Annotated in this window: 13 protein-coding genes and 1 pseudogene; 6 read left to right on the top strand and 8 right to left on the bottom strand. The window is 61.6% G+C overall.

What is annotated here, in order from left to right:
• Window positions 1–26 precede the first annotated feature (26 nt).
• Window positions 27–920: pseudogene (locus AACW30_RS17730) on the top strand (LysR substrate-binding domain-containing protein).
• Between the two features lie 105 nt (window positions 921–1,025).
• Here the strand turns inward: AACW30_RS17730 and AACW30_RS17725 are convergent.
• The 3 genes from AACW30_RS17725 to AACW30_RS17715 are packed head-to-tail and all read right to left on the bottom strand — an operon-like array spanning window position 1,026 to window position 4,788.
• Window positions 1,026–2,321, bottom strand: coding sequence for an NAD(P)/FAD-dependent oxidoreductase (locus AACW30_RS17725; RefSeq protein WP_200625522.1), 1,296 nt, complete (start codon window positions 2,319–2,321; stop codon window positions 1,026–1,028).
• Window positions 2,318–3,406: a polyamine ABC transporter substrate-binding protein gene (locus tag AACW30_RS17720; protein WP_200625521.1), complete on the bottom strand. Its 1,089-nt coding sequence runs from the start codon at window positions 3,404–3,406 to the stop codon at window positions 2,318–2,320. Before AACW30_RS17720 ends, AACW30_RS17725 begins: the two co-directional genes overlap by 4 nt.
• A 23-nt stretch (window positions 3,407–3,429) precedes the next feature.
• A complete protein-coding gene (locus tag AACW30_RS17715) occupies window positions 3,430–4,788 on the bottom strand; it encodes a glutamine synthetase family protein (RefSeq protein WP_119741642.1) in 1,359 nt (452 codons plus the stop codon).
• 139 nt (window positions 4,789–4,927) lie between these two features.
• Here AACW30_RS17715 and AACW30_RS17710 point away from each other — a divergent pair, with 139 nt between their 5' ends.
• On the top strand, window positions 4,928–5,824 hold the full coding sequence (locus tag AACW30_RS17710) for a helix-turn-helix domain-containing protein (RefSeq protein WP_200625520.1): 897 nt from the start codon (window positions 4,928–4,930) through the stop codon (window positions 5,822–5,824).
• 97 nt (window positions 5,825–5,921) lie between these two features.
• Window positions 5,922–8,081, top strand: a complete 2,160-nt coding sequence (locus AACW30_RS17705; protein WP_200625519.1) for a TonB-dependent siderophore receptor — start codon at window positions 5,922–5,924, stop codon at window positions 8,079–8,081.
• On the opposite strand, the gene AACW30_RS17700 is transcribed toward AACW30_RS17705, so the two are convergent.
• A complete protein-coding gene (locus AACW30_RS17700; RefSeq protein WP_200625518.1) occupies window positions 8,071–9,201 on the bottom strand; it encodes an MFS transporter in 1,131 nt (376 codons plus the stop codon). The genes AACW30_RS17705 and AACW30_RS17700 overlap by 11 nt on opposite strands.
• Window positions 9,202–9,298: 97 nt before the next feature.
• Here AACW30_RS17700 and AACW30_RS17695 point away from each other — a divergent pair, with 97 nt between their 5' ends.
• On the top strand, window positions 9,299–10,069 hold the full coding sequence (locus AACW30_RS17695) for an AraC family transcriptional regulator (RefSeq protein ID WP_200625517.1): 771 nt from the start codon (window positions 9,299–9,301) through the stop codon (window positions 10,067–10,069).
• A gap of 4 nt (window positions 10,070–10,073) precedes the next feature.
• On the opposite strand, the gene AACW30_RS17690 is transcribed toward AACW30_RS17695, so the two are convergent.
• A complete protein-coding gene (locus tag AACW30_RS17690; RefSeq protein WP_106580314.1) occupies window positions 10,074–10,511 on the bottom strand; it encodes a carboxymuconolactone decarboxylase family protein in 438 nt (145 codons plus the stop codon).
• A gap of 121 nt (window positions 10,512–10,632) precedes the next feature.
• Entirely contained in the window at window positions 10,633–11,103 is a 471-nt protein-coding gene (locus AACW30_RS17685; RefSeq protein ID WP_106580315.1) for an Lrp/AsnC family transcriptional regulator, read from the bottom strand.
• A gap of 123 nt (window positions 11,104–11,226) precedes the next feature.
• Here AACW30_RS17685 and AACW30_RS17680 point away from each other — a divergent pair, with 123 nt between their 5' ends.
• Window positions 11,227–12,474, top strand: coding sequence for a methionine gamma-lyase (locus AACW30_RS17680; protein ID WP_200625516.1), 1,248 nt, complete (start codon window positions 11,227–11,229; stop codon window positions 12,472–12,474).
• Window positions 12,475–12,706: 232 nt separating this feature from the next.
• Window positions 12,707–13,384 carry a response regulator transcription factor gene (locus AACW30_RS17675; protein WP_119741634.1) on the top strand — a complete coding sequence of 226 codons (678 nt, stop codon included), beginning with the start codon at window positions 12,707–12,709 and terminating at the stop codon, window positions 13,382–13,384.
• Between the two features lie 56 nt (window positions 13,385–13,440).
• Here AACW30_RS17675 and AACW30_RS17670 read toward each other — a convergent pair whose 3' ends face one another.
• Window positions 13,441–15,399, bottom strand: coding sequence for a MacB family efflux pump subunit (locus AACW30_RS17670; RefSeq protein ID WP_106580317.1), 1,959 nt, complete (start codon window positions 15,397–15,399; stop codon window positions 13,441–13,443).
• 3 nt (window positions 15,400–15,402) lie between these two features.
• Complete coding sequence (gene macA / locus AACW30_RS17665; RefSeq protein WP_106580318.1) at window positions 15,403–16,554, bottom strand: macrolide transporter subunit MacA; 1,152 nt, start codon at window positions 16,552–16,554, stop codon at window positions 15,403–15,405.
• Window positions 16,555–16,577: the final 23 nt, after the last annotated feature.

The following is a 16,577-nucleotide window of genomic DNA, read 5'->3' as shown; positions in this document are numbered from 1 at the left end:
CCAACTTGAGTCCTGCGAGGTCTTACATGATTGATCTGCGCCAATTGCGCTACTTCGAAGTCGTTGCCGAAGAAGAACACGTCGGCCGCGCCGCCGAACGGTTGCACATCTCCCAGTCGCCCTTGAGCCGGCAGATCGCCCAGCTTGAAGAGCGTTTGGGGCTGACCCTGTTCGAACGCAGCCAGCAGCGCATTCGCCTGACGCGCGACGGCCAGACGTTTCTGGCCGAAACCAAGGCGCTGTTGACCCATGCCAATCGCCTGGAATCCCTGGGCAAACGCCTGGGCCGCGGTGAAGAAGGCGGTTTGTGCATCGGCTATATCGAAAACGCCATGCACGCCGGTGTGCTGCCCAACGCCTTGCGCGTGTTGAGAGACGACCGCCCCACCGTGCATATCAAGCTGTACAACTTGCCGTCGCTCGAACAACTCGAAGGCCTGCGCCAGCGCAGCCTGGATATCGCCCTGGTCAGCGAGCCACCGGCCGCCGATGACCCGGACCTGACCGCGTTGCAAGTGCTGGACGACCCCATGCTGCTGGCCCTGCCTGAGCATCATCCGCTGGCCAAACACAACGAACTGCTGCCCGAACATCTGGCCGATCAGGAATGGATTGGCGTGCAACGCAAAGCCGGCGCTAACCCTGCCGATGATTTCGTCGCGGCCTGCATTCGGGCCGGTTTTACCCCGCAAATCCCGATGGAAGCCAGCGAGCCGTTCACCGCATTGGGCCTGGTGGCCTCGGGCTAGGGCGTGGCGATGGTGCAAAAAGGCTTGAGCCGCAATGCCCCGCCCGGCGTGGTGTTGCGCGAGCTGCCGTGGATGACCTACACCACACCGTTGTGGGCGGCGTGGCATCGGGTCAACCTGCGCCCGCTGGTGGAAACCTTCCGCAAAGTGCTCACCGAACCCGAAGGCTGACAATGCCTTAAAGGTGGGAGCGGGCTTGCTCGCGAACGCGGTGGGTCAGCAGCACATGCATCGCCTGACACCCTGTTTTCGCGAGCAAGCCCGCTCCCACCCGGGTCAGCCAAACCTCTCGCGCAGGCGCAACCACAACATCCCCAGCGCCAGCAGCGGCGAGCGCAAGGCCTTGCCGCCCGGAAACGTCATGTGCGGCACCTGGCTGAAAATATCCAGGCCCTGGCTGTGGCCCGCATGAATGGCTTCGGCCAAAAGCGTTGCACACCAGTGGGTCACGTTCAGTCCATGCCCGGAATAGCCCTGGGCATAGAACACATTCGGGTGCTGCTTGAGCCGCCCGACTTGCGCAAAGCGGTTGGCGGTAATGCCGATCTTGCCGCCCCACTGGAACTCGATGGCGGTGCCCGCCAACTGCGGGAATACCTTGAGCATCTTGGGCTGCATATACGCGGCGATGTCCACCGGATCACGCCCGGAGTAATGGCACGCACCGCCGAACAACAGTCGGCGGTCGGCGGAAAGTCGGTAGTAGTCCAGCCCGACTTTCTGGTCACACAGCGCCAGGTTCTGCGGGATCAATTGCTTGGCGACTGCCTCGGACAACGGCTCGGTGGCGATAATGTAGCTGCCCGCCGGCAGTACCTTGCCGCTCAAACGCGGTTCCAGTTCATCCAGGTGCGCATTGCACGCCAGCACCAGGTGGGCGGCGCGCACCGTGCCAGCGGCGCAGCGCACTTGCACGGTGTCGCCGTGGATCAGTTCGACGACCTGGGTGCGCTCGAAAATCCGCACCCCCAGCGACTCGGCCACCTGCGCCTCGCCGAGCACCAGATTCAGCGGGTGCAGGTGGCCAGAGCCCATGTCCACCAAGCCACCGGCATAGACTGTCGAACCGACCACCTGCTGCATGTCCTGCGCTTCGACCAGCCGAGTTTCATGGGCATACCCAAACGCCGCCAGGCTCTGCTGCTCGCCCTTGAACGCAGCGAATTGCGCCGTGGTATTTGCCAGTTCGCAAAAGCCCCAGCGCAGATCGCAGTCAATGCGGTGCTGACGAATGCGCTCGCCTACCAGCGCCACCGAATCAATCCCGGCCCGCTCCAGGTAACGCACGCCCTCCTCGCCTACGTACCTGGCGAACCCCGACACGTCATGGCCGATGCCACGAATCAACTGCCCGCCATTGCGCCCGCTGGCGCCCCAGCCGATGCGCCGAGCCTCCAGCAGAATCACCGAGAGCCCGCGCTGGGACAGCTCGATGGCCGTGTTGACCCCGGTAAAACCGCCGCCGATCACGCATACATCGGCGCTCAGGTCGGTGCCCAGCGATGGACGCTCAGGCATGGCATTGGCCGAAGCACGGTAATAGGACCGGGCGTGGTCACTGGATGAAATCATTTGTTGGTCTTCACTTTGCTCCAGGCGCGGGTCATCAGGCGCATGGTCGCCGGGGTCGGCGTGGTGGAAATGTAGAGTTTGTCGAGCACTTCCTGCGACGGGTACACCTCAGGGTTGTTCACCAGTTCCGGCGCCATGAACGGCTTGGCAGCGGGGTTGGCATTGGCGTAGCCGACCGAGGCACTGACCTTGGCGATCACTTCGGGGTCGAGCAAATAGTTGATGAACGCGTGGGCTTCTTTCGGGTTGGTGGCATCGGCCGGAATCGCCAGCAAGTCGAACCACAGGTTTGAGCCTTCCTTGGGAATTGAGTAGGCGATGTTCACTCCGTTTTTGGCTTCCTTGGCGCGGTTGGCGGCCTGGAACACGTCGCCGGAATACCCGAAGGCCACGCAGATATCGCCGTTGGCCAGATCCGAGATGTACTTGGAGGAATGGAAGTACGTGATGTACGGGCGCAGTGTCAGCAGCTTGGCTTCGGCCTGTTTGTAGTCCTCGGGGTTCTCGCTGCGCGGGTCCTTGCCCATGTAATTGAGGATCGCCGGGAACAGCTCGTCCGCCGAATCGAGGAAGGCGACGCCGCACTCGTGGAGTTTTTTGATGTTCTCGGGTTCGAACAGCACCGCCCATGAATCGATATGGTCGATGCCCAGCACTTGCTTGACCTTGTCGACGTTGTAGCCGATGCCATTGGTGCCCCACAGGTAGGGCACCGAATGCGCATTGCCCGGGTCGTTTTTCTCCAGCAGCTTGAGCAGTTTGGGGTCGAGGTTCTTGAAGTTCGGCAGCTGCGAGCGGTCGAGCTTGAGGAACGCGCCGGCCTTCACCTGGCGCGCCAGGAAGTGGTTGGACGGCACCACCACGTCATAGCCGGTGCGCCCCGCCAGCAACTTGCCCTCCAGGGTTTCGTTGGAATCGAACACGTCGTAGACCACTTTGATCCCGGTCTTGGCCTGGAAATCAGCCAAGGTGGTCTCACCGATGTAGTCGGTCCAGTTATAGACGCTGACCGTCGGCGCGGCTTGGCTGGCACTGCTGAACGCGGCCACCAGGGCCAGCGGGAGAAGCTTTTTCACAAGACGCATATCGACACCCCTTTTGAGTTTTTTTAGACGCTCAACAGCAGGAACTCACGTTCCCAGGAACTGATCACCCGCTTGAAATTCTCATGTTCGGCGCGTTTGACTGCCACGTAGCCGCGCACGAACTTCTCGCCCAGGTATTGCTTGACCGTGTCGCAATCCTCCATCCGCGCCAGCGCGTCTTCGAGGGTGAACGGCAGGCGCAGGTTGCGGCGCTCGTAGGCGCGGCCTTCCACCGGGGCGCTGGGCTCGATCTTTTCGATCATGCCCAGGTAGCCGCACAACAAGCTGGCGGCAATTGCCAGGTACGGGTTGGCGTCCGCGCCCGGCAAACGGTTCTCCACGCGCATTGCCTCGGGGCTGGAAGTGGGCACGCGCAGGCCGACGGTGCGGTTTTCTTCGCCCCACTCCACGTTGACCGGCGCCGAGGTGTCCGGCAGGAAGCGGCGGAACGAATTCACGTTCGGCGCGAACATCGGCAGCAGCTTTGGGATGTACGTCTGCAACCCGCCGATGTGGTGCAAGAACAGCTGGCTCATCGTGCCGTCGGCATCGACAAACACCGGTTTGCCGGTGGCGATGTCCACCACGCTCTGGTGCAGGTGCATGGCGCTGCCGGGCTCGTCGGCTACCGGTTTGGCCATGAAGGTGGCGGCCACGTTGTGCTTGAGCGCGGCTTCTCGCAGGGTGCGTTTGAACACGGTGATCTGGTCGGCCAGATGCAGGGCATCGCCGTGGCGGAAGTTGATTTCCATCTGCGCCGGGCCGTCTTCGTGGATCAGCGTGTCGAGGTCCAGGCCCTGCAGCTCGCACCAGTCGTAGACGTCTTCGAACAGCGGATCGAATTCGTTGGCGGCGTCGATGGAAAATGACTGGCGGCCGGTTTCGGCGCGACCGGAGCGGCCCACCGGGGTTTTCAACGGCAGGTCCGGGTCCTCGCAGCGCTGGGTCAGGTAGAACTCCATTTCCGGCGCCACAATCGGCTGCCAGCCTTGCTCGGTATACAGCTGCAGCACCTTTTTCAGCACATTGCGCGGCGACAGCTCAATCGGGTTGCCCTGCTTGTCATAGGTGTCGTGGATCACAATCGCGGTGGGCTCGATAGCCCACGGCACCACGTACGTGGCGTTGGACACCGGGCGGCAGATCATGTCGATGTCGGCCGGGTCGAGCAGGTCGTAATAGATATCGTCGTCGACAAAGTCCCCGGTCACCGTTTGCAGCAACACACTTTCCGGCAGGCGCATGCCTCGCTCATGCAGGAACTTGTTGGTGGGCGCAATCTTGCCGCGTGCGATGCCAGTCAAATCACTGATCACGCATTCGACTTCGGTAATCTTGTGTTCTTTCAGCCAGGCGGACAGCTGATCGAAGGGGGCGTTCATAAGGACCTCGTCATGGGTTGGGTGCATGCGCCGGCTTGTACTCGCGGCGCATTGAGGTCTATCTTGATGCCGCCGCCCTGCGGCATCTATCCACTTTGCACCAACCACAACGCACCAATAGAGTGCGCCCAGGTTACCCATGACACAGGCAACAGCTTTGCGCGTACAGGCTTTCACTACCGGTGATGTGGCCGCTCAATGCAGTGCGACACCCGGTTGGGTGCAGCATTATCAGCAGATGTCCCCGGGGCATTTTGCCGGGCAGATCCGTTACCTCGACCTGCAAGGCGTGCAGGTGTACGAAGAGTGCATGAACACGCGCGTGGAGCAAAACTTCAACGCGCCGCCCGGTGCATTGGCGTTCTGTTTCGATGGCAGCGACAACGCGCTGTACCTGCTCAATGGCGAAAGCCGCAACACCTGGATCACCCCGGAAAACTACCGCGAAGTGGCCGTGGTGTTCGGCCCGCAGTTCGTGCAGCGCCATGGCCTGGATGTGGCCAAACTCGAAGGCCTGTTCATGGCCCCGCTGACCTGTCAGCAGAACGCGCTGTTCACCCGTTGGCTCAGCGGCACCCTGACGCGGTTGTCCGCCACACTCGACCCGATCAGCCGCGATGCCCTCACCCAGCAGTTGCTCGACGATTGCCTGTTCATCCTCGACAACGCCTGCGTGTGCCTGGACCGCGGCTCATTGCAGCGACGCAGCGAAGAACGCCTGCTGATGGCGCGCATCGGCGAGTGGGCAGCGGATGCGCCGGATGAGACCGTCAACTTGCTGGAGTTGGCGCAAATCGCCGGTGTGCCGCTGCGCCAGTTACAGCAAGGCTTCAAGACCTACACCGGAATGAGCCCGGCGCAGTGGTTGCGTCTGCGTCGCTTGAACGGGGCGCGGCGCGAGCTGTTAACCGCAGCCGACACCACCGTGGCCGAAGTCGCGATGAACTGGTCGTTCTGGCATTTGGGGCGGTTTTCGAATAGCTACCGCGCATTGTTCAAGGAACTGCCCAGTGAAACCCTGAAGCGCTCCAGCTGAAAGATGGGACGACAGAACCGTTCTCAGTAACTTGTAAAACCCCGCACTTCCCCCTAGCTTATGCGCCCCCCGTCCTGCGCTATAAGGCCCTGCCTCCATGGTTTTGCGTTTTCGTCCTGCCGTTCACTCACGTTTCGCCCTCGGCCTGCTGCTCAGCGGCGGCATCGGTAGCAGCCTGGCGGCTGAAATAGAGCTGCCGGCGGTGAACGTCCAGGGCCAGGACGAGTCCGGCTACCGCAGTGAAACCGCATCGGTCGGCGGCTTCGATGAGGCGCCGTTGCTGGACACCCCGGCCTCGATCACGGTGATCAACGCCGCGCTGATCAAGGACCAGCAAGCGCGCCTGCTCAGCGAAGTGCTGCGCAACGATGCCTCGGTCGGCGACAGCTATGCACCGATTGGTTATTACGAAAACTTCGTGGTGCGCGGCTTCTCGCTCAATGCGGCAAGCAGCTACAAGATCAATGGGCGTACCATCACTGGCGAGCAGAACGTCGCCCTCGAAAACAAACAGCAAGTGGAAGTGCTCAAGGGCCTGGCCGGTTTGCAGAGCGGCATTGCCGAGCCCAGCGGAGTGATCAACTACGTGACCAAACGCCCGCAAGACGTGCGCTCGGTCACGGTGTCCACCGACGATCGCGGCAGCGGTTACATCGCCACCGATGTCGGCGGCTGGTTCGGCAGCGAGCAGCAGTTTGGCCTGCGCGCCAACGTGGCCCATGAAGACCTCAACAGCTATGTGGAGCACGCCAATGGCCAGCGCGATTTCGTGTCCCTGGCGTTCGACTGGACTATTAGCCCCGACGCCGTGCTGCAACTGGATGCGGAATACCAGAACAAGCAACAGCGTTCGGTGCCCGGCTATCAGTTGCTGGGCGGCACCGAGGTGCCCCACGATGCCTCGCCGAAAAAACTGCTGGGGCACCAGAGTGGTTCCAAACAAGTGGGCATCGACTCGCTGAACCTCAATGGCAAGTTCGAATACCGTTTCAGCGATCAATGGAAAGGCACTCTCAGCGCCGCGCGCAGCAAGGTGGTGATTGATGACTACAGCGCGTTTGCCTGGGGCTGTTATGGCTCGACCAGCTGTAGTTCATCGAGCGTGCCCAACCATTTCAGCCCCGAAGGCAACTACGACGTCTACGACTATCGCAGCCCCGACGACACCCGCCGCGACGATGAAGTGCAGGCGGCGATGACCGGGCTGTTCGACACCGCAGGCATCGGCCATGAGCTGACCTTGGGCACCAGCGCGTTTCGCCGGGTGATCGACAAGCGCAAATCGGTCAATGAGTACATTGGCACCAGCAACATCGACACCGACTCACCGACATTCACGCCCACTGACGTGCCGCTCAATGATAGCCACCGCAACCTCGACAGCCGCCAGTACGGGCTGTTCGTCACCGACCGCATCCGTTTCAACGAGCAATGGCAAACCATTCTTGGCGGCCGTGAAGTGCGCCTGGATGAAAAAGCCTATGACGATAATGGCAACCAGGCTCGCCACACCCAGCAATACGTGTTCCTTCCTCAAGCTTCGTTGATTTACAAACCAGTGGAAAACATCTCGCTGTACACCAGCTACAGCAAAGGCCTGTCGCTGGGCGGCACGGCGCCTTGGTTCGCTGAAAACGCCGACGAAACTCTGGCTCCAACCGTGTCACGGCAAATCGAAGCCGGCGTGAAATACGACTGGCGCCGAATTAGCTTCGCCGCCGCCGTATTCCAGACTCATCAGGCCTATCAGTACGCCAAACCGGAAGATGGCAAGTTCACCTACGTGCAACAAGGCCAACAGAAAAATACCGGCCTGGAACTCTCCGCCAACGGCTGGGCCACCGACCGCCTGCAAATCGCAACCAGCGTGGCGGCGATTCGCGCGCGCGTGAGCAACAGCGGCACGCCGGAATACGAGGGCCACCAGGCAATCAACGTGCCCACGCTGCGCGCCAGCGTGTACGCCGACTACGCGTTGCCGTGGGTGAACGGTCTGGCGCTGCTCGGCGGTGTGCAATACAGCGCCAAGAAATACGCCAACCGCACCGGCAATGTTGAGGTAGGGGATTATGCAGTGGTCAATGTCGGTAGCCGCTACACCACCAAAGTCGACGGCTATGAAACCGTGTTTCGCCTGAGCGTCGACAACCTGTTCGACAAGCGTTACTGGCGCGACGCCGGCGAATACATGGGCGATGACTACCTGTTCCAGGGCGCGCCGCTGACGGCGCGCCTGAGTGCTTCGGTCAACTTCTGAACACTCGCGGCGCTGCCAGACACAGCGCCGCGAAGCCACAGATCAACAGGCTCCAGCCCAGGTTCTGGGCCCAGGCCACCAGCCCAAGCCCGGCGCCGATCATCAAGTAATACAGCAAGCCGAACACTGCGGCGGCCGTGCCAAGCCGGTCGGGATAGCGCACCAGTGCGGCACCCAGCACATTCGGGATTGCCATGCCGAATGCCAGCACCACCAACAGCATCGGCCATACAAACAGCCAGCTGCCTTGCAGCAGCACGACGAGCAAGCCCCCCAGTGCCGCCAGGCCGGCGGCGGTCAGCACCAACTGCTCACCGTTCATGCCACGCTTGAGCAATCGCTTGTTCAGCCACGCCCCAAGCCCCGAACCCAGCGCCAGCAGCACGCCGCTGTAACCGAATTGGGCAGCGGACAAACCCAGCCGCGCAAAGATAAACGGCCCCACGCTGTAATAGCCGAACAGCGCAATATTGAACGCCACCACCAGGCCGACCGAGCGCCAGATTCCTGCGTCCCTGAGCATCAGGCCCAGCGTTTCGGGCAGCGACGCCGTCGACACTGAGGCAGGACGCGTCTCGGGCAAGGCCCACAGGCACCAGCCCCACAACGTCAGCGCCGCCAGCAGCAACCCGGCCAGCATGCCGCGATAACCGAAGTACTGCACCAGCGTCGCGCCACTGAACAAACCCAGCGCAGGACTCGCAGCCAGGGCGATGCCCATTATCGAAAACACCTGGGCCAACTGCGCACCGTGGAAACGATCGCGCAGCACGGTCTGCGTCACCACCGAGCCGACCGCCGCACCGAACGCCGCCAGCGCCTGGGCCAGTAACAAGGCATTGAACGTGGTCACACTCAAGGCCAATACCGACGCCGCCACGTATAAGGCCAATCCGGCCAACATCACCGGCCGCCGCCCCCAGCGATCACACAGCCGGCCCCACACCACCACCCCGAATGCGAACGCCAGGAAATACACCGACAGGGTCTGCCCTGCCCGTTCGGGGCCCACCGTAAACGCTTCGCCGATATCACCCAGTGCCGGGCTGTAAAGGGTCTGGGCCAATTGCGGAAACATCAGCAACGCCACGGTCAGCACCAGCAGGTTTTGAACTTTCATTGACGACTCCCTCGTATGAACAACGCGAGGAGTTTAAGGACCGGCAACTGGGGTATTATCCAAACTTCGCCATTTTATCGATCAAATCGGACAACCTATGGCCTGGCTTGCCGCCGACGCGTCTTTCGACCCCGACCGCCTCCCGGCGCCGGTCATCGGCATCGCCGCGCTGCTCGGCGACCACGACTCCGGCCTGCATCGCCACCAGCGCGGGCAACTATTGTTTACCCAACAGGGTTGCACCCGCATCACCCTCGACAACCAACTGTGCCTGCTGCCGCCCTCCCGCGCGGCATGGATCCCCTGCGGTGTGCCCCATCGCGCGGTGATGCACAAAACCGTGGATTACCGTTCGGTCTACCTGAGCCCGGCATTGGCTGATCAGTTGCCCAGACAGGTGCGGGTCATCGAAGTCAGCGCCTTGCTGCGGGCGGTGCTGGAGCCCATGGCAATGGCGCCGTTCGAGACCGATTGGCACGCCGGTCGGCATGCCCACCTACTGGGGTTGTGCCTGGATGAAATCCAGCAAGCCGCCGAGCAACCGATGCTCCTGCCCTTGCCGCAGGACAAGCGCCTGGCCCCGTTGCTGGCCGATCTCGACAGGTTGCCACCAACGCTGCAAGCGCTGGAAAAACAAATTGGCGCCAGCACCAAGACCATCGGCCGGATTTTCCTGCGGGAAACCGGCCTCGGGTATCAGCAATGGCGCCAGCAGTGGCGCTTGATGCGGGTCATCGAACTGCTCGCCACCGGGCGCAGCCTGGGTTACTGCGCTTTCGCGCTGGGCTTTGCCAGTGACAGTGCGTTGATCGCCTTTTTCAAGGGCATGACCGGCACCACGCCACGTGGGTATTTCAAATCAAGCTGAAGGCTTACTTGGGCATCTTGCGAAAGCCCACGGCCAAGCGGTTCCAGCTGTTGATGGTGGCGATGGCAACGCTCAAATCGACCTGCTCCTGAGCGCTGAACTCGGCGGCCAGCGCGTTGTAGTCTTCGTCTGCGGCGTGGGTCTGGCTGATCAGGGTGAGGCTTTCGGCCCAGGCCAGGGCGGCACGCTCACGTGGGGTGAAAAACGGCGTTTCACGCCAGGCCGACACGGTGTACAAGCGGCGCTCGGTTTCGCCGCCCTTGCGGGCATCGGCGGTGTGCATGTCGAGGCAGAAGGCGCAGCCGTTGATTTGCGAGACGCGCAGGCGCACCAGTTCCAGCAGCGGGAGTTCCAGAGACAGTTTGCCGACAGCGGCTTCCAGGGCGAGCATGGCTTTCATGGCATCCGGGGAAGCGGTGTAGAAATCGGTACGGGTTTGCATGGTGATACTCCAGAACGGTGGGGATTGATGGCTAGAGTAGTCACCGTGAGTGCCTGGAGAAATATCCAATTGCGGGGAAGATTGGGTGGCCAATGTGGCGCCCGTGCGGGAAGGTAAACGATCACCCCGGCAACGGAATCACCCGCAGCCGCCTGACCGACTTGTACGAAAAACTCGAATAGATCTCCTTGACGCAAGGCAACGTTTGCAACACCTCGCGCGCAAACTCCCCGAACGACTCGAGGTCCTTGGCCACCACCTCAAGCAAAAAGTCATAACGCCCGGACACGTTATGGCACGCCACAATCTCGGGAATTTCCAACAGCCGCTGCTCAAATGCGCGGGCGATTTCCTGGGTATGACTTTCCATCATGATGCTCACAAACGCGGTCACCCCATACCCCAGCGCCTTGGGCGACAGGATCGCCTGGTAGCCGCTGATCACCCCGCTCTCTTCCAGGCTGCGCACCCTGCGCCAACACGGCGAGGTGGTCAGCGCCACCCGGTCAGCCAGCTCGGCCACCGTCAGCCGGGCATTGCCTTGCAGCGCGTTTAAAAGTGCTTTATCGGTGCGATCCAGACTCACGGGCATAATGTGCCTCTATTCATTGTTTTTATCGACGTTTCGACCCTTAACCCGCGCATTACCAGCAAACTTTGCAACGTTCATCTTTGGTTATGAGCATAGCATCGTAGGAAATAAGGAGCGTGCGACATGAACAATAAACACACTGCATTCGGCTTTTCCACTCGCGCCATCCACCACGGCTATGACCCCAAGGACCACCACGGCGCCCTGGTGCCGCCGATCTATCTGTCTGCCACGTTTGCATTCCCCACGGTCGAATACGGCGCTGCCTGCTTTGCCGGTGAAGCCAGCGGCCACTTCTATACGCGCATCTCCAACCCGACCCTGGCGCTGCTGGAGTCGCGCATGGCCACCCTGGAAAACGGCGAGGCCGCCGTGGCGTTCAGTTCCGGCATGGGCGCGATTGCCGCGACGTTCTGGACCCTGTTGCGTCCCGGCGATGAGGTGATTGTCAGCCAGACCCTCTACGGCTGCACGTTCGCCCTGCTGCACCATGGCATCGGCGAATTCGGCATCAAGGTGCGCCACGTCGACCTGACCGACCTGGCGGCCTTGCGCGCGGCGCTTTGCCCCGCGACCCGCATGATCTACTGCGAGACGCCGGCCAACCCCAACTTGCGCCTGGTGGACATTGCGGCGGTCGCCGCGCTTGCCCACCAGCAGCCCAACGTTACCGTGGTGGTCGACAACACCTACTGCACGCCCTACCTGCAACGGCCTCTGGAACTGGGCGCCGACGTGGTGGTGCACTCGGCGACCAAGTACCTCAGTGGCCATGGCGATATCACCGCCGGTATCGCCGTGAGCAACCAGGCCCTGGCGCAGCGCATTCGCCTGCAAGGCCTCAAGGACCTGACCGGCGCGGTGATGTCACCGCAGGATGCGTCGTTGCTGATGCGCGGCCTCAAGACATTGGCCCTGCGCATGGACCGCCATTGCAGCAATGCCCTGGCGGTGGCCGAGGCGCTGCAGGCACACCCGGCCGTGCAGTGGGTGACCTACCCCGGGTTGCGCTCTTTCCCACAATACGAATTGGCGGCGCGGCAGATGAAGCAGTCCGGCGGCATGATCGCCTTTGAACTCAAGGGCGGCATTGCAAGCGGACGCCGGTTCATGAACTCCCTCAACGTGTTCACCCGTGCGGTCAGCCTGGGCGATGCCGAATCACTGGCCCAGCACCCGGCCAGCATGACCCATTCCACCTACACGCCCGAAGAACGTGCGCAACACGGCATCAGCGAAGGCCTTGTGCGTTTATCGGTCGGGCTGGAGGACATCGCCGACCTCCTGGAGGATGTCCATCAAGCCCTGGCCAAGTGCACCCGCACCGTCGCACCCCGCCAGGCCTTGGTAGAAGAGCACAGCGTGAAATAAGCCTTGGGCACCCACCAACGCTTTCCTACAAACGGTGGTCGGACTGGTCTGACCATCGTTATGCGTTTTTAATCTGATTTTTTCCAGATTGGATCCCCATGCTTTCGCCAGGCTGTACTAGCATAGGTTCTCGACGGGTGCATTATCACTGCAGGTTATTCACCCTGGTTACCTTCTTAAATCCCGTCGCGATAAGGCTGAATACCTGCACTCGAAACTCATGGACGAATTGATGAACTCACACCTGTTCCCACATATAGGCAAGGTCATCGCCAGCACCGGCAGTCGCCATTTCCCACGCATGCTGCATGACCTCATCCTGACTCAACTGGCAGTGGACGCCACCCATATCACGCAATTGCGGGTCAGTGCCGAAGGCCACACCCGCCGCAGGATCAGCCCGGTCTACACCGATTCGGTAGCCGCATTGGGTGAAGAACAACCCGCCGCTCAACTGCACCTCACGCGCCGCAGGGACGATGTGCGCTATGTGCTGTCGGTGTACCGCTCGCACCAGTCAGAAAGCTTTTCGCCGCAGGAACGCAGCATGCTGCAGGACTTCTCCACGCTGCTGCTGCCCATGGTCGAAAAACACATCACCGCGATCCAGCCTTGCCGCCCGACTAGCGAACCGCTGATGCCGGAAAACCAGGGCATCGAAACCCTGCGCCGGCGCATTGAAGAACGCCTGGTGCAATCGGGCCTGACGCTTTCCAACCGCGAACTCGAAGTGTGCGTCGGCCTGCTGGCCGGGCGTACCGCACCGCAATTGGCAGAGCAACTGGCACTCAAGGTCAACACCATCGAGAGCTACCTCAAACGCGCGGCGATCAAGCTGGGCATCAGCGGGCGGCATTCGTTGTTGCGGTGGATGTACGCGACCGAGGAAGGCACGCTCACCACCCTGTGAATCACCCGAAAACCTGTGGGAGCTGGCGTGCCTGCTCCCACATTTGACCGCTGCCGTCAGTCCCTGGCCAACGCCTCAATCGGGTCCAGCCGCGCCGCATTCCTGGCCGGGACAAAGCCAAACACAATGCCGATCAGGGTCGAACACGCAAACGCGGTAATGATCGAGCCCAGGGAAAACACCATTTCCCATTCCTTCACAAACAATGAAAACAGATAGCCGATCGCAAAGGACAACGAGATCCCGATCATCCCGCCGATCAAACACACCATCACCGCCTCCACCAGAAACTGCTGGCGGATGTCCGACTGGCGCGCGCCCACGGCCATACGAATACCAATCTCGCGCGTCCGCTCGGTCACCGACACCAACATGATGTTCATCACCCCGATACCGCCCACCAGCAGCGAAATCACCGCGATCAGCGACAACAGCAGCGCCAGCGAGCGGCTGGTTTTCTGCACCGTTTGCATGATGCTGTCGAGGTTATTGGTGAAAAAATCCTTGGTGCCGTGACGTTGCAGCATGAGTTTATTGACGTTTTCTTCCACCACTTTGCTCGGCTGGCCGTCCTTGATGCGCACGGTGATGCTATCCAGATGGCGCTGGCCCAACAGACGCCCCGCCGCCGTCTCATAAGGCACCCACACGTTCAGCGCCTTGCTGGCGGCAAACATGTTTTTGTTGTCGGCCGTCACACCAATCACCGTGCACGGCAGATTGCCGACCAGGATCACCTGGCCCAACGGGTCCACATTCGGTCCGAACAAGCGATGTCGGGTGTTGTGGTCGATCACCACCACCTGGGCCTGGCGCCGCGCGTCGCTTTCGCTGAAGGCAATCCCGGCTTCCAGCTTCAATCCCTTCACTTTGAAGTAGCGGTCGCTGACGCCATTGACCTGCGCATCCAGGTCGATATTGCCAAAGCGCAGCAGCAGGTTGCGGCCCACCACCGGCGTGGCGCTGTCGACGTAATACAGCTGGTTCAACGCCTCCACGTCCGAGGGCATCAATGTTTCGATGGCGGAGGCGCGGCTGTCACCAAAACTGGTGCCGGAAAAGATATCGATGGTGTTGCTGCCAATCGCCTGGATGTCCTTGAGCACGTAACGCTTGGCGCCCTCACCAATGGCCGAGATCGACACCACCGAGGTGATGCCGATGACAATCCCGAGCATCGTCAGCAGGGTGCGCATGCGATGGGAAATCAACGCCACCCAGGCCATGTTGAATGCCTCCTTGAACAACCCAAGGCTCGCCACCAGACGCCGTGCACCGCTGCGCCGGGTCTCGATGGGCGCCTCAGCGGGCACCTCCAGGCCGACGCTGTCGTTGGCCTTGTCGCTGACAATCTCACCGTCACACACCTCGACAATGCGCTGGGCATTGGCGGCCACCTTGGGGTCGTGGGTGACGATAATCACTGTGTGCCCGGCGGCGTGCAGCTCGGCGAGGATGCGCATCACCTCCTTGCCGCTGTGGGTGTCGAGGGCGCCGGTGGGTTCGTCGGCGAGAATCACTTCACCGCCGTTCATCAACGCGCGGGCGATACTCACGCGCTGTTGCTGGCCGCCGGAAAGCTGGCTCGGCCGGTGGCTGGTATGCCCCGCCAGGCCCAGGCGGGTGAGCAAATCCCGCGCGCGGCTGTGGCGTTGCGTCTCTGGCGTGCCGGCGTAGATCGCCGGCATTTCCACGTTGTGCAAGGCGCTCAGGTGCGCGAGCAAGTGGTAGCGCTGGAAGATAAAACCGAAGTAATCGCGGCGCAGTTCCGCCAGTTGTTCATCGCCGAGCGAGCGGGTTTCGATGCCATTGATTTTGTAGCTGCCGGCGGTGGCGTAGTCCAGGCCGCCGAGGATGTTCATCAGCGTGGATTTACCCGAGCCCGAGGCGCCGATGATCGCGACCATTTCTCCGGCATGGATGGTCAAGTCGATGCCCTTGAGCGCGATGAATTCGCGCTCGCCGGCCATGAAACTGCGGGTGATGCCCTTGAGTTCCAACAGTGGCTGGGTCATGCGTCAGTTCCCCGCCGCAACAGGCGATGCGTCACCGATCACGACCTTATCGCCCTCGACCAGGCCGTCCAGAATCTGCACTTTGACGTTGTTGTTGATCCCGGTCTTCACATCCCGCGACACGGCTTTGCCCTTGGCATCCAGCACGCGCAGCGGGTAGCTGCCATCAGCGTTGCGCGAGCCGAGTGCCGCCACCGGCACCATCAGCGCGGCCTGGGCGGTGTCGAGCACGATACGCACCTGAGCGGTCATGGCGATGCGCAGGCGATGGTCAGGGTTGGGCACGTCGAACAGCGCGTTGTAGAACACCGCGGTGTTCTGCTTGGGCGTGCCGGCGGTCTGGGTTTCGAGGAAGTTCTGCGGCGCCGGTTCGGTCCCGCGCAGCTTGGCGTAGTAGCGCTTGTCGGCCTCGCCGAGGATGGTGAAATACACCTGCTGGCCCGGGCTGATGTGGATCACATCCGCCTCGGACACCTGCGCCTTGACGGTCATGGTGTCCAGGTCCGCCAGCTTGAGCAGCACCGGCGCCAGCTGGTTGGCGATCACGGTCTGGCCTTCCTGGGTGACGATGCCGACCACATCCCCGTCAATGGGCGCGACGATGCGGGTATAGGCCAGGTTGACCTTGGCGGTGTCGATCTGGATGTGCGCGCTCTTGATCTGCGCATCCAGGGACAGCAGGTTGGCTTGCTGCACCTGGAAGGTGGATTCCGCGTCTTCAAAATCCTGACGCGACACCGACTCGTCGATCTGCAAGCCTTTGTAGCGCTCGTAGACAGACTTGGCCTGCTTGAGCTGCGCCGCCGTGGCGCGGCGCTGGGCCTGCAGGTTCTCTTCATCGACCTGGGCTTTACGCAGCGTGTTTTGCAGGATCAGCGGGTCGATTTCGGCGAGCCATTGGCCTTTTTTGACCTTGTCACCGACCTTCACCTTGAGCGACTTCAACTGCCCCGAAACCTGGGCGCCGACGTCAACCTGTTTGATGCCTTCGAGCACGCCCGTGGCCAACACGGCATTTTCGATATCACCCCGTTCAGCCGTGGCGGTGAGGTATTGCGGTGTGTCGGCGGGCGCTTGCACCGTGTACACGACAAGGCCGATGGCAACCGCCAGTACCGCGAGCATTCCGAGTTTGCGAAACGTTGACTTATCCATAAATGACCATAAAAAGATGAAGA

It is taken from the genome of Pseudomonas sp. MF6747, from assembly GCF_963890955.1.
Taxonomy (GTDB): domain Bacteria; phylum Pseudomonadota; class Gammaproteobacteria; order Pseudomonadales; family Pseudomonadaceae; genus Aquipseudomonas.
This window is presented reverse-complemented; position numbering and strand designations above follow the sequence as displayed.

Excerpts from the sequence above, each read along its gene's own strand:
- AACW30_RS17725 (WP_200625522.1), bottom strand. The coding sequence starts at position 2,321 with ATGATTTCATCCAGTGACCACGCCCGGTCCTATTACCGTGCTTCGGCC.
- AACW30_RS17720 (WP_200625521.1), bottom strand. The coding sequence starts at position 3,406 with ATGCGTCTTGTGAAAAAGCTTCTCCCGCTGGCCCTGGTGGCCGCGTTC.
- AACW30_RS17715 (WP_119741642.1), bottom strand. The coding sequence starts at position 4,788 with ATGAACGCCCCCTTCGATCAGCTGTCCGCCTGGCTGAAAGAACACAAG.
- AACW30_RS17710 (WP_200625520.1), top strand. The coding sequence starts at position 4,928 with ATGACACAGGCAACAGCTTTGCGCGTACAGGCTTTCACTACCGGTGAT.
- AACW30_RS17705 (WP_200625519.1), top strand. The coding sequence starts at position 5,922 with ATGGTTTTGCGTTTTCGTCCTGCCGTTCACTCACGTTTCGCCCTCGGC.
- AACW30_RS17700 (WP_200625518.1), bottom strand. The coding sequence starts at position 9,201 with ATGAAAGTTCAAAACCTGCTGGTGCTGACCGTGGCGTTGCTGATGTTT.
- AACW30_RS17695 (WP_200625517.1), top strand. The coding sequence starts at position 9,299 with ATGGCCTGGCTTGCCGCCGACGCGTCTTTCGACCCCGACCGCCTCCCG.
- AACW30_RS17690 (WP_106580314.1), bottom strand. The coding sequence starts at position 10,511 with ATGCAAACCCGTACCGATTTCTACACCGCTTCCCCGGATGCCATGAAA.
- AACW30_RS17685 (WP_106580315.1), bottom strand. The coding sequence starts at position 11,103 with ATGCCCGTGAGTCTGGATCGCACCGATAAAGCACTTTTAAACGCGCTG.
- AACW30_RS17680 (WP_200625516.1), top strand. The coding sequence starts at position 11,227 with ATGAACAATAAACACACTGCATTCGGCTTTTCCACTCGCGCCATCCAC.
- AACW30_RS17675 (WP_119741634.1), top strand. The coding sequence starts at position 12,707 with ATGAACTCACACCTGTTCCCACATATAGGCAAGGTCATCGCCAGCACC.
- AACW30_RS17670 (WP_106580317.1), bottom strand. The coding sequence starts at position 15,399 with ATGACCCAGCCACTGTTGGAACTCAAGGGCATCACCCGCAGTTTCATG.
- macA (WP_106580318.1), bottom strand. The coding sequence starts at position 16,554 with ATGGATAAGTCAACGTTTCGCAAACTCGGAATGCTCGCGGTACTGGCG.